Source organism: Shinella zoogloeoides (assembly GCF_003574625.1).
GTDB classification, from domain to species: domain Bacteria; phylum Pseudomonadota; class Alphaproteobacteria; order Rhizobiales; family Rhizobiaceae; genus Shinella; species Shinella zoogloeoides_A.
The window spans coordinates 14551-40751 of sequence record NZ_QNUJ01000001.1 but is presented as its reverse complement, the minus strand read 5'-3'; the positions used below and the strand labels follow the sequence as shown (position 1 = coordinate 40751).

The window sequence follows — 26201 nt, the reverse complement described above, 5'->3', positions numbered from 1 at the left end:
GGCGTCGAGCGAGGCCCTAAAATCGGGCGCAATTTCTCATCGGGGTCTATCAGCATGGCAGAGTTTCCGCAAAAGGCGAAGGTCGTCATCATCGGTTTGGGTGGCATCGTGGGCGCGTCCATCGCCCACCATCTCATCGAGCGCGGCTGGGACGATATCGTGGGCATCGACAAGTCGGGCATCCCGACCGATATCGGTTCGACGGCGCATGCCTCGGACTTCTGCTACACGACCAGCCACGACTATCTCTCGGTCTGGACGACCCAGTATTCCATCGATTTCTACGAGAAGATGGGCCACTACGCCCGCATCGGCGGCCTCGAAGTCGCCCGCACGGGCGATGACGCCTGGATGGAGGAGATCAAGCGCAAGCTTTCCTCCGCCCGCGCCTTCGGCACGCGCGCCCGCTCGGTCTCGCCGTCCGAGATCAAGGAAATGTTCCCGCTGATCGAGGAAGACCAGGTGCAGGGCGGCCTGTTCGATCCCGATGCCGGCCTCGTCATCCCGCGTTCGCAGACCGTCGCGGGCAAGCTGGTCGATGCCGCCGAGAAGTCCGGCAAGCTGCAGGTCTACGGCAACACGCCGGCCACCGCGCTCATCGTCGAGAAGGGCGGCATCAAGGGCGTCGTTACCCATCGCGGCACGATCATGGCCGACCACGTCATCGTCTGCGCCGGCATCTGGGGCCGCCTGATCGCCGAGATGGTGGGCGAGGACCTGCCGGTCATGCCCGTCGACCATCCGCTGACCTTCTTCGGCCCGTACAACGAATTCGAAGGCACCGGCAAGGAAATCGGCTTCCCGCTGCTGCGCGACCAGGGCAATTCGGCCTATATGCGCGACACGGGCGACCCGAAGACCACCGAGGGCGGCCAGATCGAATGGGGTTATTACGAGACCACCAATCCGCGTCTCTGCCATCCGCGCGACATTCTTGAAAAGCACGAGGCGCGCCTGTCGCCCTCGCAGCGCGACCTCGACATGGAACAGATCCTCGAGCCGCTCGAAAAGGCCATGGAGCTGACGCCGATCCTCGGCGAACTCGGCTACAACGAAGGCCATTCCTTCAACGGCCTGCTGCAGGTTTCCGCCGGCGGCGGCGCGTCCTGCGGCGAGAGCCAGAAGGTGCGCGGCCTCTGGTACTGCGTCGCCATCTGGGTCAAGGATGGTCCCGGCTACGGTAAGCTGATCGCCGACTGGATGACGGACGGCCGCACCGAGATCGACCACAACTCGATCGACTATTCGCGCTTCTACCCGCACCAGCTGGAAGAGAAGTTCATCGAGGGCCGCACCTACGAGGCCGCCCAGAAGATCTACTTCCCGGCCGTGCACAACCGCGAGCCCTATGCCTCGGGCCGCGGCGTCAAGCGCTCGCCCTTCTACGAGCGCGAGGTGGAGCTCGGTGGATACTTCATGGAACTCGGCGGCTGGGAGCGTGCGCATGGCTACAAGGCCAACGAGCACCTTCTGGAAAAGTACGGTGACCGCGTGCCGGTGCGCGAGAACGAATGGGACAGCCGCCACTTCTGGCGCGTCTCCAATGCCGAGCACCTGGCGCTGAGCGAGGACTGCGGCATCATCAACCTCTCGCACTTCCATATGGTCGATATCGAAGGTCCCGACCATGTCGAGCTCTTGGAATGGCTCTGCGCGGCGAAAATCGGCGGCGACGGCAATATCGGCAAGGGCGTCTATACCCACTTCCTCGACGACGAGGGCATGGTGCGCGCCGACTTCACCGTCTTCCGCATGGCCGACCGCTGCCGCCTCGTCAACGGCGCCGATGCCGGCCCGCGCGACTTCCACTACATGAAGCGCGTCGCCGAGGATCGCGGCCTCGACGTTACCATCACCGACACGTCGGAGAAGTTCATCACCATCGGCATCTGGGGTCCGAACGCCCGCGAGAACCTGAAGAAGGTGGTGGCCGATCCCGATGGCCTGAACGTCGAGAACTTCCCCTTCGCCGCGATCAGGCAGATCGAGATCGCCGGCAAGAACGTCACCGCCTTCCGCATCTCCTATGTCGGCGAGCAGGGCTGGGAACTGCATATGAAATACGAGGACGGCCTTGCCGTCTGGGATGCACTGCGTTCGACCGGCGTCATGGCTGTCGGCGTCGAGACCTATGCCAACTCGCGCCGCATGGAAAAGAGCCTGCGCCTCCAGAACGCCGACCTTCTTACCCAGTACAACCTCATCGAGGCCGACCTTGCCCGCCCGAAGGTCAAGGAAGCCGACTTCCGCGGCAAGGCGAAGCATCTGGAATACAAGGCGCGCGACCACCAGCCCGCCATGCTCTGCACGCTCGTCATGACGGAGAATACGGACAGGAACGGCGTCAAGCGCTACCCGCTCGGCAACCTGCCGGTCGTGGACCCGGCCACCGGCGAAATCCTGATCGACGACCTCGGCCGCCGCTCCTACACGACCTCCATCGCCTTCGGCCCGACCATCGGCAAGAACATCGCGCTTGCCTACCTGCCGCATGCCTATTGCCAGGAGGGCCGCAAGCTCAACATCGAATATTTCGACGAGAGCTACCCGGTCGAGGTGGTCAGCATCGGCTACAAGCCGCTTTACGATCCCGAGAACCTGAAGCCGCGCACGTAAGCGGCTTCACATCAAACGAAAAGGCGTGTCGGTGGAAAGCCGGCACGCCTTTTTGGTTTGCGAAGACTTTGACCGTCCATTCACTTCAAGCACGCCCTCTCTTTCGTTACCCTCGGATCAAGCCCGACCATGACGAAGGAGAGGTTGTTCGACGAGAGGTGACGGCGGAGAGATTATCGCACCACCGCGCCGTTCTCCGCGACCAGTCGGCCCTCCTTGAAGACCCGCCGGCCTTTCGGAACCGCGACAACCGCCTCCGGCACATGTTCGGCGGCGAGCGTCACGAAGTCGGCCTTGGCGCCAAGCGCGATGCCGTAGCCTTCGAGGCCGAGAGCCTTGGCACCGGCCGCGGTGACGATATCGAAGGCGGCGGCGAGGTCTTCGTCCGTGTAGAAGCCGGAGCGGTAGCCGATCATCATGGCGCGGCCGAGCATGTCGCCATCGCCGTAAGGCCACCAGGAATCGCGGATATTGTCGTTGCCGGCGAAGACGTTGACACCCTCGGCGCGCAGGAGCGCGACCGGCGGGAAGGCATGGTCTCCGGGCGCGTTGGTCATGATGGAGACGCCGGCGGCGGCGATCTTCGCACCTATGCGGCGGGCGGCATCCCGGTCGAGATTGCCGAGACCGTAGGCGTGGCTGATCGCGACCTTGTGCTGCATGCCGAGCGCCACCGTGCGGGCGCAGATCTCCTCCACCGTGAAGGCGCCGAGCGTACCGAAATCATGGAGATGGATGTCGACCCCGACGCCATGCTTTTCCGCGACGCCAAAGACGACGTCGAGATGGCCCTGAAGATCGCGGTCGAAGCTCGCCGGATCGAGGCCGCCGACGAGATCGGCGCCCATGGCGATAGCCTCGTCCAGAAGCTCCGGCGTGCCAGGGCTTTTCAGGATGCCGCTCTGCGGGAAGGCGACGAGCTGGATATCGATGATGCCGCGATATTCCTCGCGGACCTTCAGGATCGTCTCCAGCGACTTCAGCCCGACGGAACCGTCGACCATGACATGGCTGCGCATCTGGAGGGAGCCATTGGCGACGCAAAGCTCGAGCTGGTTGCGGGCGCGCTCGTCCATCGGCGCGGCCTGCGCCATGTTCTGCGCCTGGAAGGCGACGCGCTCATGCACATCGAAACCATTCGTGCAGGGTTTGTGCGGGATCCACTTGTCGCCGTAGAAGCTCGTGTCGAGGTGGATATGACCCTCGACGAAGGCCGGCACCAGCAGCGCACCGGCAATGTCGATCCTCCGCGCCGCATCCGATGTCGTGCCGGCCGGCGCGATCGAGACGACGCGTCCGTGCACGACGCCGATATCCTTCAGCGAGCCATCGGCCAGCTTCGCATTGGTGAAAAGAGTTTCCGTCATCTCGCGTCTCCATCATGCGCGACCGGGCCTGCCCGATGAGAGCAAACCATATCGCACACAATTAGACGCGAAAATCGTATACAGTCAATAGGCCGCGGCAACGGCCGGCGAACCGAGCACCACGATGGGCGTGCCGTTCTGCACGCGATTATAGAGATCGATGACGTCCTGGTTCATCATGCGCACGCAGCCGGACGAGACGGACTTGCCGATGGTCCACCATTCCGGCGAGCCGTGAATGCGGTAGAGCGTATCCTCGCCGTCGCGGAAGATATAGAGCGCACGGGCGCCGAGCGGGTTCTTGAGGCCGGGCTCCATGCCGCCGTTGCGGGAGCTGTAAGGCTCCAGCTCCGGCTGGCGGCCGATCATCTCGTCCGGCGGCGTCCAGCGCGGCCATTCGCGCTTGTACTGGATGACGCCGCGGCCGGCCCATTCGAAACCGGCGCGGCCAAGGCCGACGCCATAGCGCATGGCTTGCCCATCCTCATAGGTGAGGTAGAGGAAATGGCTCGCGGTATCGACGACGATCACGCCGGGGCGCTCGCCGGTGGGGTTCGGCACCATCTGGCGATAGAAGCGCGGATCGATCTTCTGGTAGGGGATGGCCGGCAGCGGGAACTGCTCGTCCGGCTTCGGCCCGTACATGGCGGCGTAGATGCTGGTATCAACCGGCTCGGGCTCGACGGCCACCCTTTCTCGCACGGGCACCGAGGTGCAGCCGGCCAGAACGGTGGTTGCCAATCCTGCGCTGCCGAGCAGGAAGGACCGGCGGGTTACGCTTTCACCAGTCAATACATGTCCTCACACATCAATCGTCATAGGGATCGGCAAGAGCGGCTTCGGGCCGGCTGACCGGGTACTTCGTCCGCGAGATGCGCGCGGCCATGCCCTTTGCTCCCTCCTGCTTGAGCAGCGAGCGGAAGCTCGGATGCATGCCGCCATCCGAATAGGAGAAACTGGAAACCGGCGCGGCGCCTGCAAAAGCCGCATCCAGCTTCTTTTGTTCCGCACCGATCTTCGCCATCAGTTCATTGTCGGCGCCGTCGACGGTGGCCGGGCACTGCGCCAGCGGATCGCTCGGCTCGCCGGTCGCGAATTCCTTGTTGAAGACGTAGCGGCCGCCGCAGACGGAGACTTTCGGCTGGCGCTTGGTGAAGGCGAAAGCGTCGTAGCCCTCTTTCAGGGTGCGCCAGAAGGGCATGTTCGGGTCGCCCTTGTGCTTGGCCATGTTCTCCGTGGTCATGCGGAAGGGATAGGCCTGCACCTGGAAGCGGTCCTGCCCGCTCTCCAGCGCCTTCTGGACGATGGCGTAGATCTCGCCGACGCCCTGGTCCGTCATGGCGTAGCAGCCCGAGGACGAACAGGCGCCATGCACCATCAGCGCCTCGCCCGAATAGCCGAGCGCCGATTCCAGCCTGTTCGGATAGCCGAGGTTGAACGAGACATAGTATTGCGAATTCGGGTTCAGCATGCCGGCGGAGACATGGTAGAAGCCTTCCGGCGCCTGGCGGTCGCCACTCTTCGTCTTCGGCCCGAGCTTTCCGGACCAGCGGCACATCGGATAGGTCTTGAAGAGCGCATATTTGCCGCTCGTATCGACCTTCCAGACTTCCAGCTCGCTTTCCTGCTTGAAGATGCGCACGAGCACGGGGCTCTCCGGGCGCATCTTCTTCTTCGACATCTCGGCTTTCACCTTGTTGGAAAGCTTCGGCGCCTCGGCGAGCGAAGCGACGTCCATGGCCATGCAGCCGGCAAGCAGGCCGCCGGCGACGGTCGCAGCGGCAAGACGCGCGAGAAGCGGGAGACGCAGGCGGGCAGTTTCAAGAGAAAGACGGTGGCGAAGCGCAAACATGGGTCGTTTTCGGTTTTTCGGGGTCCGTGGTGCGCCGCAGTCCCCGCGGCGCGTCTCGGTTCAGAGTCCAAGCGATTGCTTAGAACTTCGTTAATCTTACGGCCTTCATCGGCCCTCGCGCGGCGTCATGCCTCAGTTTTCGCCCCAAATCCGGGGCTGCAGTTCGGCTGGAGCTTAAATCCTCAAGCCCCTTGAGCTTCAACCCCAGCTTTGCGGCTTTCTTTCGACCTGACATCACGGCACGAACACAATATCGTCAGACGCTTGCGCCGGGCCGCTCTACCGAGAGAAAACTTGATTTGCGACGGTGCCCGCCACATCTCTTGGTGGGTTCATTGAAGAGGCGAATGCAATGCTGACGATCGGCGATCTTTCCAGGGAAACGGGCGTCAAGGTTCCGACCATCCGCTACTACGAGCAGATGGGCCTGCTCTCCCATGCCGAACGTTCCGAGGGCAACCAGCGGCGCTATTCCAGCGAGGAGCGCGACCGGCTCGCCTTCATCCGCCATGCCCGCGACCTCGGCCTCACCATCGATGCGATCCGTGAGCTGATCGACCTCAGCCAGCACCCCGAACGCCCCTGCCACGACGCGGACCGCATCGCCGCCGAGCAGCTTGCGACCGTGCGGCGCAAGATCGACCGGCTGCGCAAGCTGGAGGCGGAGCTGGAGCGCATCACCAGCCATTGCCACTCCGATCAGATCAGCGATTGCTACGTCATCCGGGCGCTGGCCAACCACGACCTCTGCACCGACGACCACGACTAGAGCACGTCCGGTGAACTCCGGTTCTCCGAACGTGTTCTAGATTCTTGTTTTTATCGCATTATCCGACGCCGAAGCGATTTCGCTTCGGCTGGAAATGCTCTAGGACGCGGCCAGCAGCTTCAGTTTCTGCAGCTGGTTTTCACGCGGCTCGTGCATGTCGAGCATGCCTTGCAGGCGGCCGTCGGCGCGGATGAGGAAAAGCCCCGCCGTATGCTCCATCGTATAGCTGCCTGACGCCGTCGGGACCTTCCGGTAAAAGGCCGAGAACGCATCCGCCGCCGCCTTCGTCTGCGCGGCATCGCCGCGGAGTGCGACGATCCTCGGGGCGAAGGATGTCATGTAGAGTTTCAGCAAATCCGCCGTGTCCCGCTCGGGATCGATGGAGACGAAGAGCGGCGTGATGCGATCGGCCGCCGGGCCGATATCCTTCAGGAGCGCCGACAGCTCGAAGAGCGCGGTCGGGCAGACATCCGGGCAATGAGTGAAGCCGAAGAAGACGAGATAGGGCTTGCCGGCAAGATCGGCCGAGCGGAAGGGATCGCCGTCGACCGTCTGCAGGGTGAAGGCGCGTTGTTTCGGCCGGTCGGCACGCGACATGAGGGCGGCGGCCGTCGCTCCGACGATCGCGGCCCCGATGAAAAGGCCGGAGAATGTCCTACGCCTCATCCCTTGATGGGCCTCAGGAGACGCAGGGCGTTCATCGTGACGAGCACAGTGGCACCGGTATCGGCGAGGATCGCCGGCCAGAGTCCGGTGATGCCGACGATGGTGGTGACCAGGAAGACACCCTTGAGGCCAAGAGCGATGACGATGTTCTCCGTGATGTTGCGCATGGTGCGCCTGGAAAGATCCGTCATCAGCGCGACGTCGCCGACGCGGCCGTGCAGGATGGCGGCATCCGCCGTTTCCAGCGCGACGTCCGTGCCACCGCCCATGGCGATGCCGATATTGGCGGCCGCGAGCGCCGGGGCGTCGTTGATGCCGTCGCCGATCTTGCCGACGACGAAGCCTTCGCGCTGGAGTTCGCCGACGATGCGCTGCTTGTCCTCGGGCATCAGCTCGGCGCGGACCTCGATGCCGAGTTCGGCACCGACGGCTTTCGCCGTGCGGGCATTGTCGCCGGTCAGCATGATCGTCTTGATACCGGCGTCGCGCAAGGTTTTCAGGCCGGCGGCGGCATCGGCGCGCGGCTCGTCGCGCATGGCGATGGCCCCGGCGAGAACACCGTCGACGATCAGCATGGAGACGGTCTTGCCGTCGTCGTTGAGCGCCGTGGTGGCTGCCTGCACCTCCGGCGAGAGCGTGACGCGATCGGCAGCGGCCTTGGGCGAGCCGAGGAAGATGTCCTTGCCCTCGACCGTGGCGGTGACGCCCTTGCCACCCAGCGCGCGGGAGCCGGTGGCGACCGGGGGAACGACGCCGTCGTCGGCAGCCTTGCCGAGAATGGCTAGGGCCAGCGGATGGCTGGAGCCGGCCTCCAGCGCGGCGGCGAGGCGCAGGACCTCAGCCGCCGGCTGGGAGAAGGCGACGATGTCGGTGACGACAGGCTTGCCCTCGGTCAGCGTGCCGGTCTTGTCGAAGGCGATGGCGGTGAGCTTGCCCAGGCCCTCCAACACCGCGCCGCCCTTCATGAGCAGGCCGCGCCGCGCGCCGGCCGAAAGCGCGGCGGCGATGGCGGCAGGCGTGGAGATGACCAGCGCGCAGGGGCAGCCGATCAGCAGGACGGCAAGGCCCTTGTAGACCCATTCGCTCCAGACGCCGCCGAAGAAGAGCGGCGGGACGAGCGCGACGAGCGCGGCGACGACGACCACGCCGGGCGTGTAATATTTGGAAAAGCGGTCGATGAAGCGCTCGGTCGGAGCTTTCGATTCCTGTGCCTCCTCGACCAGCTTGATGACGCGGGCGATGGTGTTGTCGGATGCGGCGGCGGTGACGCGGATGCGCAGGGCCGCATCGCCGTTGACCGTACCGGCGAAGACCGTGTCCCCGACTTCCTTGCGCACGGGCGTGCTTTCGCCGGTGACGGGCGCTTCGTCGATGGCGCTTTCGCCCTCGATGATCGTACCGTCGGCGGAAATGCGGTCGCCCGGACGCACGAGGATGACGGCACCGACGGCGAGCTGCTCGGCCGGTACTTCCTTCGTGCGACCCTCGCTTTCTTCGAGAAGCGCGGTCTTGGGCACGAGGGCGGAGAGCGAGCGGATGCTGTCGCGCGCCTTGCCGGCGGCAACGCCTTCCAGCAATTCGCCGACGAGGAACAGGAAGACGACGGCGGCCGCTTCCTCCGTGGCGTTGATGATGACGGCGCCGACGGCGGCGATGGTCATCAGCATCTCGATGGAGAAGGGCGTGCCGGCGAGCGCAGCCATGATGGCGCGGCGGGCGATCGGCACGAGGCCGACGAACATCGCGATGATGAAGGCATAGATCTCGATCGCCGGGAAGAGATGGCCGATACCGTAGGCGACGACCAGCGATGCGCCGGCCAGAATGGTGAGGCGGCCCTTCTTGCCCTTCCACCACGGGCCTTCCGATGGGCCGTGGTCGTGCCCATGTAGCCCTTCGATGGCCGCAGCCTTCGGCTTGGCGTCGTGGTCGTGGCCGGCGTGATCATGGTCGTGGTGGTCGTGATCATGTGCATGGTCGTGATCGTGCCCGTGGTCATGATCGCAGCCGGGGCCGTGCACATGCTTGCCCGCAGGCTTTTCCGCCGCCACGGCCGCGCCTGGCGTCACCGTATAGCCGAGGCCGGAGACCTTGCGGCGGATCGCCTCCAGGTCACTCGTCACGTCGTGCTGCACGCGCATCGTCCCGGCTGTGACGGAAACGGAAACGTCCGCGACCCCCGGCATGCGGCGCACGGCCGTATCGATCTTGCTGGCGCAGGAGGCGCAATCCATGCCCTCCACCCGGAAACGCGTCTCTTTCACATCGGACATCGCATAATCCTCTTCAGTCTGTTGAGGATGTTCTACGACCTCTAGCGACTAGAGGTGCAAGAGCCGATTTCGAAAAAAATCGGCCAAAGTACCGCATTGAATTCTGCGGCCGGCCTGTGCTAGAGAGCGCCCACTTATTGCAGGTTTCATCTGCTGGTTGGGGAGGACGCCATGTCTTGCGACGCCCTCTTCCAATCGGGGATGGGCTCGGTAGATGCCCCCCGAACGGAAGAACGCTTTACGATGCGTGCCATCGCGGCACGGTCTGGCTTAGACGCCGTTACGCCTGACGCCTCCGTGCGGCCGGCGAAGACACCGCGCCTGCCCGTCCTCCATTTCACCCGATACCTTGACCGTGCGAACAGCGCCAGGGCGCTGTCACATCGCCGTGTCCGGACGACGATACCGTAACAGACGGTTCCTTCCCTGAGCCCACGCGGAGCGGGAGGCTGACGCCTCTTCTGCCGCGATTCCTCGCGTTCCGGCGCGCGATCCACAGCAAGAAGACAGGCCCTCCATGTCCCTGAACACGCCCTACTATCTGATCGACAAGTCGAAGCTTCTCGCCAACATGGAAAAGATCGCGCTGCTGCGCGAGATTTCCGGCGCCAAGGCGCTGCTGGCGCTGAAGTGCTTCGCCACCTGGTCGGTCTTCGATTTCATGCGGGACTACATGGACGGCACCACCTCCTCGTCGCTGAACGAGGTGCGCCTCGGCCACGAGCGCTTCGGCAAGGAAACGCACGCCTATTCCGTCGCCTATGCCGATTACGAGATCGACGAGGTCATCAGCCACGCCGACAAGATCATCTTCAACTCCATCGGACAGCTCGACCGCTTTTCCGACAAGGCTTCCGGCATCGTCCGGGGCCTGCGCCTCAATCCGGGCATCTCCTCGTCGAGCTTCGACCTTGCCGACCCCGCCCGCCCCTTCTCGCGCCTCGGCGAATGGGATGTGAAGAAGGTCGAGCCGGTCATGGACCGCGTGTCGGGCTTCATGATCCACAACAACTGCGAGAACGGCGATTTCGACCTCTTCGACCGCATACTCGGCACCATCGAGGAAAAGTTCGCGCCGCTCCTGAAGAAGGCGGAATGGGTGAGTCTGGGTGGCGGCATCCACTTCACCGGCGCGGACTACCCGCTGGAAAAATTCGCCGAGCGGCTGAAGCGCTTTGCCGGCGAATACGGCGTGCAGGTCTATCTGGAGCCGGGCGAAGCCTCGATCACCAAGTCCACCTCGCTTGAGGTGACCGTGCTCGACACGCTCAACAACGGCAAGGACCTCGCCATCGTGGATAGTTCCATCGAGGCGCACATGCTGGACCTGCTGATCTACCGCGAGAGCGCAAAGCTTTCCCCGAATACCGGGCCGCACCGCTACATGGTCTGCGGCAAGTCCTGCCTTGCCGGTGACATCTTCGGCGAGTTCAATTTCGAGCAGGAACTGAAGGTCGGCGACCGCATTTCGGTCCAGGATGCCGCCGGCTACACCATGGTCAAGAAGAACTGGTTCAACGGCGTGAAAATGCCGGCGATCGCCATCCGTGAACTCGATGGCAGCATCCGCACCGTCCGCGAATTCGATTACGCGGACTACGAAGCAAGCCTTTCCTAATCCCCCTCATCAACCCCAGAAGGAGCTATTCCGGGAAATGAAGAAGAACGTGCTCATCATCGGCGCCGGCGGCGTTGCACAGGTCGTTGCGCATAAGTGCGCCCAGAACAACGACGTGCTCGGCGACATCCACATCGCTTCGCGCACCAAGGCGAAGTGCGACAAGATCATCGCGTCCGTTCATGAGAAGAAGGCGATGAAGCAGCCGGGCGTACTCGAAGGCCATGCCCTCGACGCGCTCGACATCGAGGCCACCAAGGCGCTCATCACGTCGACGAAGTCCGAGATCGTCATCAATGTCGGCACCGCCTTCCTCAACATGTCGGTGCTGCGCGCCTGCATGGATACGGGCGTTGCCTATATCGACACCGCGATCCACGAAGAGCCGGGCAAGATCTGCGAGACCCCGCCGTGGTACGGTAACTACGAGTGGAAGCGCGCCGCCGAATGCGCGGAGAAGGGCATCACCGCCATTCTCGGTGCCGGCTTCGACCCGGGCGTCGTCAACGCCTATGCCAAGCTCGCCAAGGACGAATATCTCGACAAGGTCACGGATGTCGACATCGTCGACATCAATGCCGGCAGCCACGGCAAGTACTTCGCCACGAACTTCGACCCGGAAATCAACTTCCGCGAATTCACCGGCGTCGTCTATTCCTGGCAGAACGGTGAGTGGCAGACCAACAAGATGTTCGAGATCGGCAAGGACTACGACCTGCCGGTCGTCGGCACGCGCCGCGCCTATCTGTGCGGCCATGACGAGGTGCATTCGCTCGCCAAGAACATGGACGGCGCGAATGTGCGCTTCTGGATGGGCTTCGGCGATCACTACATCAACGTCTTTACCGTCCTGAAGAACCTCGGCCTGCTCTCCGAGCAGCCGGTCAAGACGGCCGAAGGCCAGGAAGTCGTGCCGCTCAAGGTCGTCAAGGCCGTGCTGCCCGATCCGGCATCGCTCGCCCCCGGCTACGAGGGCAAGACCTGCATCGGCGACTACGTGAAGGGTCTGAAGGACGGCAAGGAAAAGACCGTCTTCATCTACAACGTGGCCGACCACAAGGAAGCCTATGAAGAAGTCGGCTCGCAGGGCATCTCCTACACCGCCGGCGTGCCGCCGGTCGCCGCCGCGATGCTGGTCGCCACCGGCGAATGGGACGTGAAGAAGATGGCAAACGTGGAAGAACTGCCGCCGAAGCCTTTCATCAACCTCCTGAACCGGATCGGCCTGCCGACCCGTATCCAGGACGAGGACGGCGACCGCGCCGTCAGCTTCTAAGCTCGATGCCCATGCCGTGGACGGCATGGGCAAGGCTGCCAAAACGGAAAGGCCGGCGTAATGCCGGCCTTTCTCATGACGGCTATCGCCAATCAGGCGATCTTCTCGATCTCCAGTTCCTGCCCGCCCATCGTCACCACATCGCCGACCGCCTTGCCCATGAGGAGGCGCGCGACGGGGGAGACATAGGAAATCGACCCCGCCTTGGGATCGGCCTCGTCCTCGCCGACGATGCGGTAGGTCTGCACGCGGCCGTCGTCCCGGTTGAAGGTGACGGTGCTGCCGAAGGCTACGGCGTCGTTCGTCGCGGGAGCCGGAACGAGCTGGGCGGTGCGCAGCCGCTCGGCAAGGTAGCGCAAATCCCGCACGGGGCCGGCCAGCTGGCGGCGGCGCTCATTGATGTCCTCGATCGCATTGGCGGCCTCATAGGCCTCCTTCGCCTCCTGAAGCTGGCGCTCGAGCACCTTCAGGCCCGTCTCCGTCACGAGATTGGGATGCGGCGAAACGGGACGGTCCGGCAGCTGGGTTTCCGCCGCCGTCTCCGCGCTCTCTTCCTTGACGAATGCAACGCTCACGCGCGAACTCCGTTATGAACACGCAATCCGGGCCGCCAAATTGCCTGGCGGCTGCCGGAATTGCTCAAAAGCCTATCCTTACGGACATTCGCGCGCGAAAGCTACCGCAGCCAGATGGCAAGGTCGGACGGCTTGCGGCCGCGACGCTTCTGCGCGCCAAGCTTTTCCCAGGCGAATTTCTTCGCCGCCGCCTCGGCCGCCTCGCGGGTCGGATAGGCATCCGGCAGCACATAGTCCTTGCCCTCGCAGCACACCAGCGCACGGCAACTGAGAACGTCGAAATGCAATTGGATATCGGTCTGTTCGTTCATTTCGCCCTCCCTTCACGGCAGGAATCGAACACGCAACGTCACCGGAAGTTCCGGGCCATCTGAACTTTGTGCGAAAGCGTACAGACGACGGAATTCCGCGCGCAAAAAAGCCCCGGCGAAAACCACATTCGCCGGGGTCGAGAGGATTTGGGGGAAGCCCGATAGACTCAGATGATGCCGCCGCCACCGGCGACGGAGGCGGGGCGCTCGGTGGCGACCCTGGCGCGGTAGCCGCTGGCCCGATAGGTCGCGACGGGGTCGACGGCGCCGCCCGTGCGGCGGCGGGCCTCGGCGAGGATCGGCTCTACATCGGTGCGGTAGGCGCGCTTGAGCGTTTCCGTCGCCATCAGGGCGTCGTTGTCCTCCTGGTAGCCGGAAAGCGCCGTGCGATCGACAAGGAGGGCCTGCGCATAGGCGCGGCGGATTTCGTTCGCGCTGTTGATCAGGCTCTCGATCGGGTCGGTGACGTTGTGCGACTGGTCGATCATGTGGGCCGGATGGAAGCCTTCGACGCCGCGTGCCTCCGCATCCACCAGCTCGTTGAAGACGAGGAAGAGCCGGTAGGGCTCGATGGCGCCGGCATCGAGGTCGTCGTCACCATATTTGGAATCGTTGAAGTGGAAGCCGCCGAGCTTGCCGAACTGGATGAGGCGGGCGACGATCATCTCGATATTGGTGTTCGGCGCGTGATGGCCGAGGTCGACGAGGCACTGGGCCTTGGGGCCGAGCGTCTGGGCGATGAGATAATTCGTGCCCCAGTCCTGCACAACCGTCGAATAGAAGGCCGGCTCGTACATCTTGTGCTCGGAGAACAGCTTCCAGTCGTCAGGCAGGCCCTTGTAGATCTCGGCCATGGCCGCGAGGTAGCGCTCGAAGGCCCTGGTGAAATTGCTCTGGCCGGGGAAGTTGGAGCCGTCGCCGACCCAGACCGTCAGCGCCTTGGAGCCGATGGCCTTGCCGATCTCGATGCATTCCAGATTGTGCTCGACCGCCTGGGCGCGCGTTGCCGCATCCGTGTGGCTGAGCGAGCCGTATTTGTAGGAATGCGCCTGGCCGGGCGCATCGGAGAAGGTGTTGGAGTTCATAGCGTCGAAGCCGAGGCCGAGGGCGTCGCCCCTGGCCTTCAGCTCCTTCGGATCGGCCTTGTCCCACGGAATATGCAGCGAGACATTGGGCGTGGCGCGCGTTAGCTGCTGGATGACGGCGCAGTCGTCCAGCTTGTCGAAGATGCCGCGCGGTTCGCCGGTGCCGGGAAAGCGCGCAAAGCGCGTGCCGCCCGTGCCGACGCCCCAGGAGGGGACGGCGACGAAGAACTTTTCGACCTTGCCCGTGACGGCCTCGATGTCGATGCCACGGCGGGCGAGATTCGCGCCGAGCGCCTCGTAGTCTTCCTTCAGCGCCGAGGCGCGCCTGTCGTTTTCCCGCGCGACGACATCCTGCGCGATCCTGAATTCAGCCATTCCATCCTCCCTGATCCACGCGGACTAGCGCGGGAAACTCTGCGCGTTGCCGGCATCCACGTTGATGATGTTGCCCGTCGACTTTGCCGAAAGGTCCGATGCGAGGAAATAGATCGCCTCGGCGATGTCCTCCGGGAAGACGTTGAGCTTCAGCATCGAGCGCTTGCGGTAATGCTCCTCCAACTCGCTCACCTCGATCTTCGAGGAGGCGGCGCGCTGTTCGCGCCACTCGCCGCCCCAGATCTTCGAGCCGCGCAGCACCGCGTCCGGGTTGACCGTGTTGACGCGGATGCCCGCTTCCGCGCCTTCCAGCGCAAGGCAGCGCGCAAGATGGATCTCGGCGGCCTTGGCCGTGCAATAGGCCGAGGCGTTGGGCGAGGAGGCAAGGCCGTTCTTGGAGGCGACGAAGACCACGTTACCGCCGATGTTCTGGCGGCGGAAGAGGCGGAACGCCTCGCGCGAGACGAGGAAATAGCCGGTCGCGAGGATATCGATATTCTTGTTCCACATCGAAAGCTCCGTGCTTTCGACCGGCGCGGAAGAGGCGATGCCCGCATTGGAGACGAGGATATCGACGCCGCCGAATTCGACGCAGGCCTCCGCGAAGGAAGAAATGACGCCCGCCTCGTCCGTCACGTTGAGCGTAACGGTGCGCACGACATCGCCGCTATACTTCTTCGCGAAATCCGCACCGACTTCCGCCAGCGCATTGCCATCGATATCGGCGAGCACCACGCAGGCACCCTCGCCCGCCAGCCGTTCTGCCGTCGCGCGGCCGATGCCGCCGGCGCCGCCCGTCACGAAGGCGACACGGCCGGCAAGGCTCTTCGGCTTCGGCATGCGCTGGAGCTTTGCCTCCTCCAACAGCCAGTATTCGATGTCGAAGGCCTCCTGCTCGGGCAGGCCCTGATATTCGGAGACGGTGGAGGCGCCGCGCATCACGTTGATGGCGTTGACGTAGAATTCACCGGCGATGCGCGCCGTCGCCTTGTCCTTGGCGAAGGAGAGCATGCCGACACCGGGAACGAGGAAAATGACCGGGTTCGGATCGCGCATGGCCGGTGAATTGCCGCGCTTGCAGGCTTCATAGTAGCGCGTGTAGTCGGCGCGGTAGTCTTCCAGCGCCTTGTCGAGACCGGCGATCACAGCGTCCACGTCGGGCTTTGCCGGATCGAAATCGACGATCAGCGGGCGAATCTTGGTGCGCAGGAAATGGTCCGGGCAGGAAGTGCCGAGCGCGCCGAGCGGCTTCAGGTCCTTCGAATTGACGAATTCCAGCACGGCGGCCTGGTCGTCGAAATGGCCGAGCTTGCGCTCGCCCTTGCCGATGCGGCCGCGGATTTCCGGCATCAGCTTCGCGGCGACGGCACGGCGCCCGGCTTCGTCGAGGCTCGTGGCGACGGCGCCGCCGAAGATCGTCTTGCCTTCCGTCTCCCCGGCGAACCATTCGATCGCCCGGTTGATGATGTCGAGCGTCAGCAGGTAGCAATCCTTGGCGTCGTCCGCCCAGGTGAAGAGGCCGTGGCTTTCGAGCACGACGCCCTTGGCCTTCGGATTCGCCTTGACGAAGGCTTCGAGGTCGAGGCCGAGCTGGAAGCCGGGGCGGCGCCAGGGCAGCCAGCCGATCTCCTCGCCGAAGATCCGCGCCGTCAGCGCCTTCGAATTCTTCGAGGCGGCGATGGCGATGATCGCGTCCGGGTGCATGTGGTCGACATGCACATGGGGCACGAAGCCGTGCAGGGGCGTGTCGATGGAGGCGGCGCGCGGGTTGAGGTTGAAGGTGCAGTGCGGCAGGAAGCCGACCATGCGGTCCTCGTCCTCCACACCCCTGTAGATGCCCTTCAGCGCTTCCAGCTTCTCCATGTAGAGCGTGGCGAAACCGTCGAGCTTGATCGTGCCGACGTCGCCGCCGGAGCCCTTCACCCACAGGACGCGGACCTTCTCGCCCGTCAGCGGATCGGTTTCCTCCACCTTGGCCGAGGTATTCCCGCCGCCATAGTTGGTGATGCGCTTGTCGGCGCCGAGGAGATTGGAGCGGTAGAGCAGCTTGCCGGGCTCGTCGAGCCTCGCGGCATAGGCGTCGTCCCAACGGTTTTCGAGAAGGCGGGGCTGGCCCGTCATGACATCCTCCCTGGTCTGTCCAATCACGGGATGCCGGCGCGGCCTCCCGTCTCCTTTGTCAGAGCTATGGCGCACCTCACCTCGCAATGTCAATCATTTTTGATCATTAAAGATCATTGTGCAGTGCAATATGCTCTTTTTTGATCGTTTCTGATTGACAAGATAAATTGAATGCGAATAAATCATACTGAGGAGGAGCCCCATGCACGAACGCGAACGCCATCGCATCATTTTGAGCGCGATCCAGGAAAAGCCCGTCGTGACGGTGCAGGATATCGCCGAACTGACCGAGGCATCCGAAGCCACGATCCGCCGCGACATCGCCGCCTTGCATGTTCAAGGCAAGCTGCGCCGCGTGCGCGGCGGCGCCGAGGCCGTGCACCCGCCGCAGCTCGGCAATCTGGCGGCGCGTCCGTTCAAGGTGTCCGAATCGATCAATATCGATCGCAAGCGCGCAATCGCCCGCCGCGCGGTAGAGCTCTGCGAGGAAGGCGACTCGATCATCATCAACGGCGGCACCACGACGTTCCAGATGGTGCATTTCATGTCGGCCCGCCGCCTGCAGGTGATGACCAATTCCTTCGCCATCGCCGAGCATCTGGTGAAGCATTCGAAATGCACGGTGAGCGTTCCGGGCGGCGCGATCTATCGCGACCAGAGCCTCATCCTCTCGCCCTTCGACAATGACGCGATCCGCAATTTCTATGCGCGGCGCATGTTCATCGGCGCACAGGGCGTCAATGCGCTGGGCATCATGGAGGCGGACGCGCTGGTCATCCAGAGCGAGCAGAAGCTGATGCGGCAGGCGGAAGAGCTGATCGTGATGGTCGATTCCAGCAAGTTCGAGCGGCGCTCCAGCCTCATTCTGTGCCCGCTGGAAAACGTGACCACGATCATCACCGACGACAGGATTTCGGACGAGGCGGCCGCCATGGTCGCTCATGCCGGCATAAGGCTCATCACGGTGAAGCCCATGGCTTCGACCGAGAAGGAGGATTCCACCTCGGCGGCCTGACAAGGCGGGCGGCCGGGAGGATCGAACGTTTCAACACTGGGAGGAAAACCATGAAACTGACCACCAAACTGCTCGCCGGCGCGGCGCTCGCGCTTGCCGCCATGGTGTCCACGGCCAATGCCGCGGACATGAAGATCGCCCTTCTCGTCAAGTCGCTCGGCAACGGCTTCTTCGAGGCCGCCAACAAGGGCGCGGAGGAAGCCGCCAAGGAACTCGGCGGCGTCGAGATCATCTATACCGGCCCGACCACGACAACGGCCGAAGGCCAGATCGAAGTCATCAACTCGCTGATCGCCCAGGGCGTCGATGCCATCGCGATCTCCGCCAACGACCCGGACGCCGTCGTCCCGGCGCTGAAGAAGGCGCAGCAGCGTGGTATCAAGGTCATCTCCTGGGATTCGGGCGTGGCGCCGGAAGGCCGCATCATGCACCTCAACCCGTCTTCCAACGAGCTGATCGGCAAGATGTGCCTGCAGCTCGCCAAGGACCACCTGCCGGACGGCAAGGGTGACTTCGCGATCCTCTCGGCAACGACGACCTCGACCAACCAGAACACCTGGATCGAGGAGATGAAGAAGCAGATCAAGGACTTCCCGGGCCTCAACCTCGTCACGACCGTCTATGGCGACGACCTGGCCGACAAGTCCTACCGCGAAGCCAACGGCCTCCTGACCTCGCAGCCGAACGTCAAGGTCATCGTCGCGCCGACGACGGTGGGTGTGCTTGCCGCCTCGCAGGCCGTCAAGGATGCCGGCAAGATCGGCGAGGTCTACGTGACGGGCCTCGGCCTGCCCTCCGAGATGGCCGGCGCCATCAAGTCGGGCGCGACCAAGGAATTCGCCATCTGGAACCCGATCGACCTCGGCTATTCCGCCACCCAGATCGCCTATCACCTCGTCAAGGGTGACACGGACGGCGCGCCGGGCTCGGAAATCGAAGCCGGCCGCATGGGCAAGATCAAGGTCGGCGACAATGGCGAAGCCGCCATGGCCGATCCCTTCGTCTACGACGCCTCGAACATCGACCAGTTCTCGAAGATCTTCTGATCCTTCGAACCAGCCTCCCGGCGGCTCCGGCCGCCGGGTTTCCTTTCCTTTTCCGGTACAGTCGATGACGAGCGCAGCAGCTTCCATTCCGGTCGCGAGGGCCGAGGCGGCGGGAACGCCCATTCTGGAGATGCGCGGCATCTCGCAGATCTTCCCCGGCGTGAAGGCGCTCGACGGCGTCGATATCGCGCTCTATCCCGGCGAGGTGACGGCGCTGATCGGCGAGAACGGCGCTGGCAAATCGACTCTGGTGAAGATCCTCACTGGCATCTACCGCCCCAACGAGGGCGAGATCGTCATGGACGGCCAGCCCGTGACTTTCGCCAATGCGCAGGCCGCCATCGATGCGGGCGTGACGGCGATCCATCAGGAGACCGTGCTTTTCGACGAATTGACGGTCGCTGAGAACATCTTCCTCGGCCACGCGCCGCGCACGCGCTTCGGCCTCATCGACTGGAAGACCATCAACGAGCGCGCCCGCGCGCTGATGCACCAGCTCGAAAGCAATATCGACCCGACGATCAAGCTGAAGGACCTCTCCATCGCCCAGCGGCATCTGGTGGCGATCGCCCGGGCGCTTTCCGTCGAGGCGCGCATCGTCATCATGGACGAGCCGACGGCCGCCCTTTCCCGCAAGGAGATCGACGATCTCTTCCGCATCGTCGAAAACCTGAAGAAACAGGGCAAGGCCATCCTCTTCATCAGCCACAAGTTCGACGAGCTTTACGAGATCGCCGACAGTTACGCCGTCTTCCGCGACGGGCGCATGGTGGGCGCAGGCCGGCTGAAGGAAACGCCGCAGGAGGAGATCGTGCGGCTCATGGTCGGCCGCGACGTGCATGACGCCTTCCCCAAGAGCAAGGTCGCCATCGGCGAGACCGTGTTCAGGGTCGAGGGCTACTGTCACGACACGGAATTCCGCGACATCTCCTTCGATCTCCGGCGCGGCGAGATCCTCGGTGTCTACGGCCTCATCGGCGCGGGGCGCTCGGAACTCTGCCAGTCGCTGTTCGGCATGACCGTTCCGGCCTCGGGAAAGACCTTCCTCGACGGGCGCGAGATCGCCATCCGCTCCTCCGCCGACGCCATTGCCGCCGGCATCGTATACGTGCCTGAGGAGCGCGGCCGCCACGGCCTCGCGCTGGAAATGCCGATCTACCAGAACATGTCGCTGCCCTCGCTCGCCCGCACCTCGGCACGCGGCTTCCTGAAAGCGATCAACGAGTTTTCGCTGGCGCGCAAATATGCAGAGCGGCTGGACCTTCGCGCCGCCGCGCTCTCCGTGCCGGTCGGCACGCTTTCGGGCGGCAACCAGCAGAAGGTGGTGATCGGCAAATGGCTCGCCACGAAGCCGAAGGTCATCATTCTCGACGAGCCGACCAAGGGCATCGACATCGGCTCCAAGGCCGCCGTGCATGCCTTCATCTCGGAACTTGCCGGCGAAGGCCTTTCCATCGTCATGATCTCCTCCGAGCTGCCGGAAATCCTCGGCATGTCGGACCGTGTGATGGTGATGCGCGAGGGGCTGATGGCCGGCCTGTACGACCGCGACGGGCTGACGGCGGAAACGCTGGTGCGCGCGGCGACCGGCAATGCATAGGGACGGATGAGCATGCAGCGTCTTCTCAAGAACCGTGAACTCCTGCTGGCCCTGATCATCCTCGTGATGATCGCGGGCTTCGCGACGCGCGCGGCCGGCTTCGCCTCTCCCGCCAATCTCGCCAATATCTTCAATGATACGTCGATCCTGATCATCCTCGCCCTCGGCCAGATGACGGTGATCCTGACCAAATCCATCGACCTTTCGGTCGCCGCGAACCTTGCCTTCACGGGCATGGCCGTCGCCATGCTGGATGCCGCCTATCCCGGCCTGCCGCTGGCGCTGCTCATCGTGCTCGCCGTCGGCATCGGTGCGGCGCTCGGCGCGATCAACGGCTTCCTCGTCTGGCTGCTGCAGATCCCGCCCATCGTCGTGACGCTCGGCACGCTCACCATCTATCGCGGCATGGCCTTCGTGCTCTCGGGGGGCGGCTGGGTGAATGCCCACCAGATGACGCCCGATTTCCTCAACCTGCCGCGCTTTCCCGTCCTCGGCCTGCCGATCCTTTCCTGGCTCGCCATCGCCATCGTGCTCATGATGTGGTTCGTGCTGACGCGCACGCCCTTCGGCCGCGCCGCCTATGCCTCGGGCGGCAACCCCACGGCCGCCGTCTATGCCGGCATCGATGTCGGCCGCTCGCGCTTCCTCGCCTTCGTGCTGTCCGGCGCGCTCGCCGGCCTTTCCGGCTATCTCTGGGTCTCTCGCTATGCGGTGGCCTATGTCGACATCGCCGCCGGTTTCGAGCTGGACAGCGTGGCGGCCTGCGTCATCGGCGGCATTTCCATTGCCGGCGGCATCGGCAGCGTGATCGGCACGGTGCTCGGGGCACTCTTCCTCGGTGTCATCAAGAACGCGCTGCCCGTCATCGGCATCTCGCCCTTCGCACAGATGGCGATCTCGGGCGTCGTCATCATCCTCGCCGTCGTCTTCAACGCCCGCGCCGAGAAGAAGAAGGGCCGCATCATCCTGCGCGACCGCGCCGCCAAGGAGAAGCTGGCATGAATACCGAGACTGCAATCCGCCGCCAGATCCCCGACCGGCTCGGCACGCCGATGAAGCGGCTGCTGGCAAGCTGGGAAGTGCTGCTCTTCTGCGTGGCCGTCCTCATCTTCATCGCCAATTCGCTGGCCTCGCCCTATTTCCTCGATGCCTGGAACCTTTCGGACGCGACGTTCAACTTCACGGAAAAGGCGCTGGTCGCCTTCGCCATGGCGCTGCTGATCATCGCAGGCGAAATCGACCTTTCCGTCGCCGCGATCATCGCGCTCGCCTCCACCGCCATGGGCGCGGCGGTGCAAATGGGCGTCGGCACGCCGGGCCTCGTGCTGATCGGCATCGGCACCGGCCTTGCCTGCGGCGCGTTCAACGGCCTGCTCGTCGCCGGCCTCAAGCTGCCCTCCATCGTCGTCACCATCGGCACGATGAGCCTCTTCCGCGGCATCTCCTATATCGTGCTCGGCGATCAGGCCTATGGCAAGTATCCCGCCGATTTCGCCTGGTTCGGCCAGGGCTACGTCGTCTGGGTCTTCTCCTTCGAATTCGTGCTCTTCCTCGCCATGGCCGTGGTCTTCGGCGTGCTGCTGCACCGGACGAATTTCGGCCGCCACGTCTATGTCATCGGCAACAACGCCATGGCCGCCCGTTTCTCGGGCATCCCGGTCGACCGGGTGAAGTTCATCCTCTTCCTTTTGACCGGCCTGATGAGCGGCATCGCCGCCGTGTGCCTCACCTCGCGCCTCGGCTCCACCCGCCCCTCCATCGCGCAAGGCTGGGAGCTGGAGATCGTGACCATGGTGGTGCTCGGCGGGGTCTCGATCCTCGGCGGGGCCGGCACCATTGCCGGCGTCGTCATCGCCGCCTTCGTGATGGGTCTCGTCACCTTCGGCCTCGGCCTCCTCAACGTGCCCGGCATCGTCATGTCCATCTTCATCGGCCTGCTGCTGATCGTCACCATCGCCCTGCCGATCGTCGCACGCCGGGTCCAGCATGCGAGGAGAGCCTGATGGAACGGCACGCCTTCAAGATGAAGCTCCATCCCGGCATGGAGGCGGAATACAGGAAGCGCCACGACGAGATCTGGCCCGAACTGGTCGCCCTGTTGCGCGAGGCCGGTGCGTCCGATTACTCCATTTATCTCGACCCGGAGACCAACATCCTCTTCGGCATCCTCACCCGGCCGGGGGACCACACGATGGCGGCTCTGCCCGACCATCCCGTGATGAAGCGCTGGTGGGCGCACATGGCCGATATCATGGAGACCAACCCGGACAATTCCCCCGTCCAGAGCGACCTCGTTCCCGTCTTCCACATGCCATGACCGCTTATCGCCGCATCGCCGTCCTCGATATCGGCAAGACCAACGCCAAGGTCGTCGTCCTCGACGCTGTAACCGGCGCGGAGATCGCAGCCGCGCGAATGGCCAACACCGTTCTGAAGGATGGCCCCTATCCGCATTACGACGTCGAAGCCCTCTGGGCCTTCACACTGGACGCCTTCCGACGCTTTGCGAAGGAACCCGGCTTCGACGCGATCTCCATCACGACGCACGGCGCCTCCGCCGCCCTGCTCGACGCCGATGGCCGGCTCGCCATGCCGGTGCTCGACTACGAGCACGAATACCCGCAGGCGATCCGCGACGCCTATGACACGCTTCGCCCGTCCTTTGCGGAAACACGCTCGCCGCGCCTGTCGATGGGCCTCAATGTCGGGGCGCAACTTCATTACCAGAAGACCATGTTTCCCGAGGCATTCGCGAGAGTAACGGCCATCGTCACCTACCCGCAATACTGGGCGGCGCGGCTGACCGGCATCGCGGCGAACGAGGTGACCTCGCTCGGCTGCCACACCGATCTCTGGAACCCACAGACGGGCGACTATTCCTCGCTGGTCGACACGCTCGGCATTCGTCCGCTGATGGCGCCGATCCGGCCGGCCTTCGATGCCCTCGGTCCCCTCCTGCCGGAGATTGCCGAAGTCATCGACGTCTCGGTCCCCGTCTATTGCGGCATCCACGATTCCAATGCCTCGCTGCTGCCGCATCTGGTGGCGCGCGCGGCGCCTTTCTCGGTCGCCTCGACCGGCACGTGGGTGATCAACTTCGCCGTCGGCGGCGATCTCGAACATCTCGATCCGGCGCGCGACACGCTCGCCAATGTCGATGCCTATGGTCGCGCCGTGCCCTCCTCCCGCTTCATGGGCGGGCGGGAGTACGAAATCCTGTCGGCAGAAATCGGCAGCGTGGCGGATGAAGCTATCCTCGCGACTTTGCCCGCGGTGATCGAAAAGAAGCTGATGCTCACGCCGAATGTCGCGCCGGGCTCCGGCCCCTTCCCCGGCCATCAAAGGCGATGGCTGAATGCGGAGGGCGCCAGCCCCGCCGAGCGGCATGCGGCCGCCTGCCTCTACCTCGCGCTGATGAACGAGGCCTGCCTCGGCCTGATCGGGGCAAAAGGACCGACGATCGTCGAGGGACCATTTGCGGCGAACCGGCTCTACCTCACCCTGCTTGCCGCATTGACCGCCCGCCCGGCCATCGCCGTGCCGGGCTCCACCGGCACCAGCCAGGGCGCTTCGCTGCTCACCGGCATCGCGCCGGTTGCAACGCAGGAGACGCGGGTCGAGCCTTCGACCATGCCGGGGCTGGAGGCCTATCGCGCGGCCTGGCTTGCGGCGATCGGCTAAGCCTCAATCGGCGCTGAGCGCGACGGCCGGCTGGAGATGCGAGGCGTTGCGCGCCGGCAGGTAGCCGAAGACGAGGCCGGTCAGGAAGGAGCAAGCGAAGGCGAGCGTCACGGGTCCTGCCGTGAAGCTGACGGGCATGCCGAAGGCCTTGGCGAGCCCGCCGATGGAGAGCCCCAGCACGACGCCGATGGCCCCGCCGATGGCCGAGACGACGAGCGCCTCGATGAGGAATTGCAGGAGGATATCGCGCCGCCTCGCGCCGGTCGCCATGCGCACGCCGATCTCGCGGGTGCGCTCGCGCACGCTCACCAGCATGATGTTCATCACCCCGATGCCGCCGACGAGCAGCGAGATGGCCGCGACGGAGCCGAGGAAGAGCTTCATCGTGTTCGACGTCTCGGTGAAGGCCTCGCGCACCGAGGACATGTTGGTGATCTGCGTATCCTCGGCCTTGTGCCGCTCGTTCAGCAGGGTCTGAATGGCATCCTGCGTGAGGTCGATGGCCGAGGCGTCCTCGACCTGAACGGTGATGGTGCGCACGTTGCGCTGGCCGAAGAGCCGCATGCTGCCGGTGGAAAGCGGTACGAGCATCACGTCGTCCTGGTCGTTGCCCCCGGCGCTCGCGCCCATCTCGGCCATCACGCCGATCACCTGGAAGGGGATCTTGTTGACCAGCACATACTGGCCGAGCGGATTGCCGCCGGTCGGAAACAGCGTCTTCGCCACCGTCTGGCCGAGCACGACGACCGGCGCATAGGTGTCCATGTCGTCCTGGTTGATGAACTCGCCGGAGGCGACGGTCCAGGATTTCGCGCGCGGGAAGGCCGGCACCGTGCCGTTGGCTGTCGTCTGGTAGTCGATATTGCCGTAGCGCACCGTGACGGAGCTCGTCATTTCCGGCACGGCGAAGGCGACATTCGGCAGTTCGAGGATCGCATCGGCATCCGACGGCACGAGGGTGACGGGGAAGCTACCGCTGCCGCCGCGGAAACTCGCCATGCTGGGGCGCACCAGCAGGAGGTCGGAGCCCATTGCGGAAATGCGGTCCAGCACGGAGTTCTGCGCGCCCGTGCCGATGGCCAGCATCGCGACCACCGAGCCGACGCCGATGACGATGCCGAGCAGCGTCAGCACCGTGCGGAAGAGATTGGCGTGCAGCGCCCGGAAGGCCATCTTGATCGCCTCCGAAATGTCGGCGATGGCGGCCGAGCCTTCCTTCATCGCCTTCTGCCGGCTGGCAGCGGCTTCGGTGGAAGGACGGGGCTTGCGGGCGCGGTCGGAGATGATCTCGCCGTCGCGGATCTCGATCAGGCGGTCGGCGGCCTCCGCCACCTCGCGCGAATGGGTGATGAGGATGATCGTGTGGCCGTCCTCGTGCATCCGGCGCAGCAGCGCCATCACCTCCTCGCCGCTCTGGCTGTCGAGCGCGCCGGTCGGCTCGTCGGCGAGGATGACGCGGCCGCCGTTCATCAGCGCGCGGGCGATGGAGACGCGCTGCTGCTGGCCGCCGGAAAGCTGGTTCGGCCGATGATCGAGCCGGTCGGCGAGCTTCAGAGAGCCGAGCAGCGCTTCGGCCCGCTCCTGCCGGTCGCGCGCCGGAAGGCCGGCATAGATCGCCGGCACCTCGACATTCTCGCGGGCGCTGGCCGTCGGGATGAGGTTGTAGCTCTGGAAGACGAAGCCGAAGGTGCGGCGGCGCAGCGCCGCAAGCTCGTCGCTCTCGAAGCCCGCGACGGGCTCGCCGTCGATCAGGTAATCGCCGGAGGTCGGCTGGTCGAGACACCCGAGGATGTTCATCAGCGTCGACTTGCCCGAGCCGGACTGGCCGATGATCGCCACGAACTCCCCCGCCTCGATATCGAGCGTGATGCCGTGCAGGACCTCAACGGCGAAGTCGCCGTTGTGAAAGGTCTTGGTGACGTCCCTAAGCGAGATGAGCGCCGTCATGGCCGCAC

Annotated in this window: 21 protein-coding genes; 11 read left to right on the top strand and 10 right to left on the bottom strand. The window is 64.4% G+C overall.

The annotated features are described in order from the left end of the window. The first annotated feature begins 54 nt into the window (after window positions 1-54). On the top strand, window positions 55-2616 hold the full coding sequence (locus tag DSD28_RS00180; protein ID WP_119254336.1) for a GcvT family protein: 2562 nt from the start codon (window positions 55-57) through the stop codon (window positions 2614-2616). 173 nt (window positions 2617-2789) lie between these two features. Here DSD28_RS00180 and DSD28_RS00175 read toward each other — a convergent pair whose 3' ends face one another. From DSD28_RS00175 to DSD28_RS00165, 3 genes are all read right to left on the bottom strand, one after another. Continuing rightward, entirely contained in the window at window positions 2790-3983 is a 1194-nt protein-coding gene (locus tag DSD28_RS00175) for an amidohydrolase family protein (RefSeq protein ID WP_119254335.1), read from the bottom strand. An 84-nt stretch (window positions 3984-4067) separates the two neighbouring features. After that, window positions 4068-4775, bottom strand: a complete 708-nt coding sequence (locus tag DSD28_RS00170) for a L,D-transpeptidase (RefSeq protein ID WP_119254334.1) — start codon at window positions 4773-4775, stop codon at window positions 4068-4070. 16 nt (window positions 4776-4791) lie between these two features. After that, complete coding sequence (locus tag DSD28_RS00165) at window positions 4792-5727, bottom strand: L,D-transpeptidase family protein (protein WP_432430834.1); 936 nt, start codon at window positions 5725-5727, stop codon at window positions 4792-4794. Between the two features lie 460 nt (window positions 5728-6187). Here DSD28_RS00165 and DSD28_RS00160 point away from each other — a divergent pair, with 460 nt between their 5' ends. Continuing rightward, entirely contained in the window at window positions 6188-6604 is a 417-nt protein-coding gene (locus DSD28_RS00160) for a MerR family transcriptional regulator (RefSeq protein WP_119254332.1), read from the top strand. Window positions 6605-6703: 99 nt separating this feature from the next. Here DSD28_RS00160 and DSD28_RS00155 read toward each other — a convergent pair whose 3' ends face one another. Together DSD28_RS00155 and DSD28_RS00150 are read right to left on the bottom strand one after the other, a co-directional pair. After that, entirely contained in the window at window positions 6704-7270 is a 567-nt protein-coding gene (locus DSD28_RS00155) for an SCO family protein (RefSeq protein WP_119254331.1), read from the bottom strand. Next, entirely contained in the window at window positions 7267-9543 is a 2277-nt protein-coding gene (locus tag DSD28_RS00150) for a heavy metal translocating P-type ATPase (RefSeq protein WP_119254330.1), read from the bottom strand. The genes DSD28_RS00155 and DSD28_RS00150 overlap by 4 nt, the downstream gene beginning before the upstream one ends. A 517-nt stretch (window positions 9544-10060) precedes the next feature. Here DSD28_RS00150 and DSD28_RS00145 point away from each other — a divergent pair. Both DSD28_RS00145 and DSD28_RS00140 read left to right on the top strand, forming a co-directional pair. Next, window positions 10061-11161 (top strand): carboxynorspermidine decarboxylase, encoded by a 1101-nt coding sequence (locus DSD28_RS00145; protein WP_119254329.1) that lies wholly within the window; start codon window positions 10061-10063, stop codon window positions 11159-11161. Window positions 11162-11198: 37 nt separating this feature from the next. Next, a complete protein-coding gene (locus DSD28_RS00140; protein ID WP_119254328.1) occupies window positions 11199-12437 on the top strand; it encodes a saccharopine dehydrogenase family protein in 1239 nt (412 codons plus the stop codon). A gap of 92 nt (window positions 12438-12529) precedes the next feature. On the opposite strand, the gene greA is transcribed toward DSD28_RS00140, so the two are convergent. The 4 genes from greA to DSD28_RS00120 form a co-directional block, all read right to left on the bottom strand. After that, on the bottom strand, window positions 12530-13012 hold the full coding sequence (greA, locus tag DSD28_RS00135; RefSeq protein WP_119254327.1) for a transcription elongation factor GreA: 483 nt from the start codon (window positions 13010-13012) through the stop codon (window positions 12530-12532). 101 nt (window positions 13013-13113) lie between these two features. After that, window positions 13114-13323 carry a hypothetical protein gene (locus DSD28_RS00130; protein ID WP_119254326.1) on the bottom strand — a complete coding sequence of 70 codons (210 nt, stop codon included), beginning with the start codon at window positions 13321-13323 and terminating at the stop codon, window positions 13114-13116. Window positions 13324-13490: 167 nt separating this feature from the next. Beyond that, window positions 13491-14783: an L-rhamnose catabolism isomerase gene (gene rhaI / locus DSD28_RS00125; RefSeq protein ID WP_119254325.1), complete on the bottom strand. Its 1293-nt coding sequence runs from the start codon at window positions 14781-14783 to the stop codon at window positions 13491-13493. Window positions 14784-14807: 24 nt separating this feature from the next. Next, a complete protein-coding gene (locus tag DSD28_RS00120; protein ID WP_119254324.1) occupies window positions 14808-16904 on the bottom strand; it encodes a bifunctional rhamnulose-1-phosphate aldolase/short-chain dehydrogenase in 2097 nt (698 codons plus the stop codon). Between the two features lie 202 nt (window positions 16905-17106). Between DSD28_RS00120 and DSD28_RS00115 the strand changes: the two genes are divergently transcribed. From DSD28_RS00115 to DSD28_RS00085, 7 genes are all read left to right on the top strand, one after another. After that, complete coding sequence (locus tag DSD28_RS00115; protein ID WP_119254323.1) at window positions 17107-17919, top strand: DeoR/GlpR family DNA-binding transcription regulator; 813 nt, start codon at window positions 17107-17109, stop codon at window positions 17917-17919. Window positions 17920-17969: 50 nt separating this feature from the next. Then, a complete protein-coding gene (rhaS, locus tag DSD28_RS00110; protein WP_119254322.1) occupies window positions 17970-18965 on the top strand; it encodes a rhamnose ABC transporter substrate-binding protein in 996 nt (331 codons plus the stop codon). Window positions 18966-19029: 64 nt separating this feature from the next. Continuing rightward, window positions 19030-20565, top strand: a complete 1536-nt coding sequence (locus tag DSD28_RS00105; RefSeq protein ID WP_119254321.1) for a sugar ABC transporter ATP-binding protein — start codon at window positions 19030-19032, stop codon at window positions 20563-20565. A gap of 12 nt (window positions 20566-20577) precedes the next feature. Then, entirely contained in the window at window positions 20578-21567 is a 990-nt protein-coding gene (locus DSD28_RS00100) for an ABC transporter permease (protein WP_119254938.1), read from the top strand. After that, a complete protein-coding gene (locus tag DSD28_RS00095) occupies window positions 21564-22568 on the top strand; it encodes an ABC transporter permease (RefSeq protein WP_119254320.1) in 1005 nt (334 codons plus the stop codon). Before DSD28_RS00100 ends, DSD28_RS00095 begins: the two co-directional genes overlap by 4 nt. Continuing rightward, complete coding sequence (gene rhaM / locus DSD28_RS00090; RefSeq protein ID WP_119254319.1) at window positions 22568-22882, top strand: L-rhamnose mutarotase; 315 nt, start codon at window positions 22568-22570, stop codon at window positions 22880-22882. Before DSD28_RS00095 ends, rhaM begins: the two co-directional genes overlap by 1 nt. Continuing rightward, window positions 22879-24246: an FGGY-family carbohydrate kinase gene (locus DSD28_RS00085; RefSeq protein WP_119254318.1), complete on the top strand. Its 1368-nt coding sequence runs from the start codon at window positions 22879-22881 to the stop codon at window positions 24244-24246. The genes rhaM and DSD28_RS00085 overlap by 4 nt, the downstream gene beginning before the upstream one ends. A gap of 3 nt (window positions 24247-24249) precedes the next feature. Here the strand turns inward: DSD28_RS00085 and DSD28_RS00080 are convergent, their stop codons facing one another. Beyond that, a complete protein-coding gene (locus DSD28_RS00080) occupies window positions 24250-26193 on the bottom strand; it encodes a MacB family efflux pump subunit (protein WP_119254317.1) in 1944 nt (647 codons plus the stop codon). Between the last annotated feature and the right edge of the window lie 8 nt (window positions 26194-26201).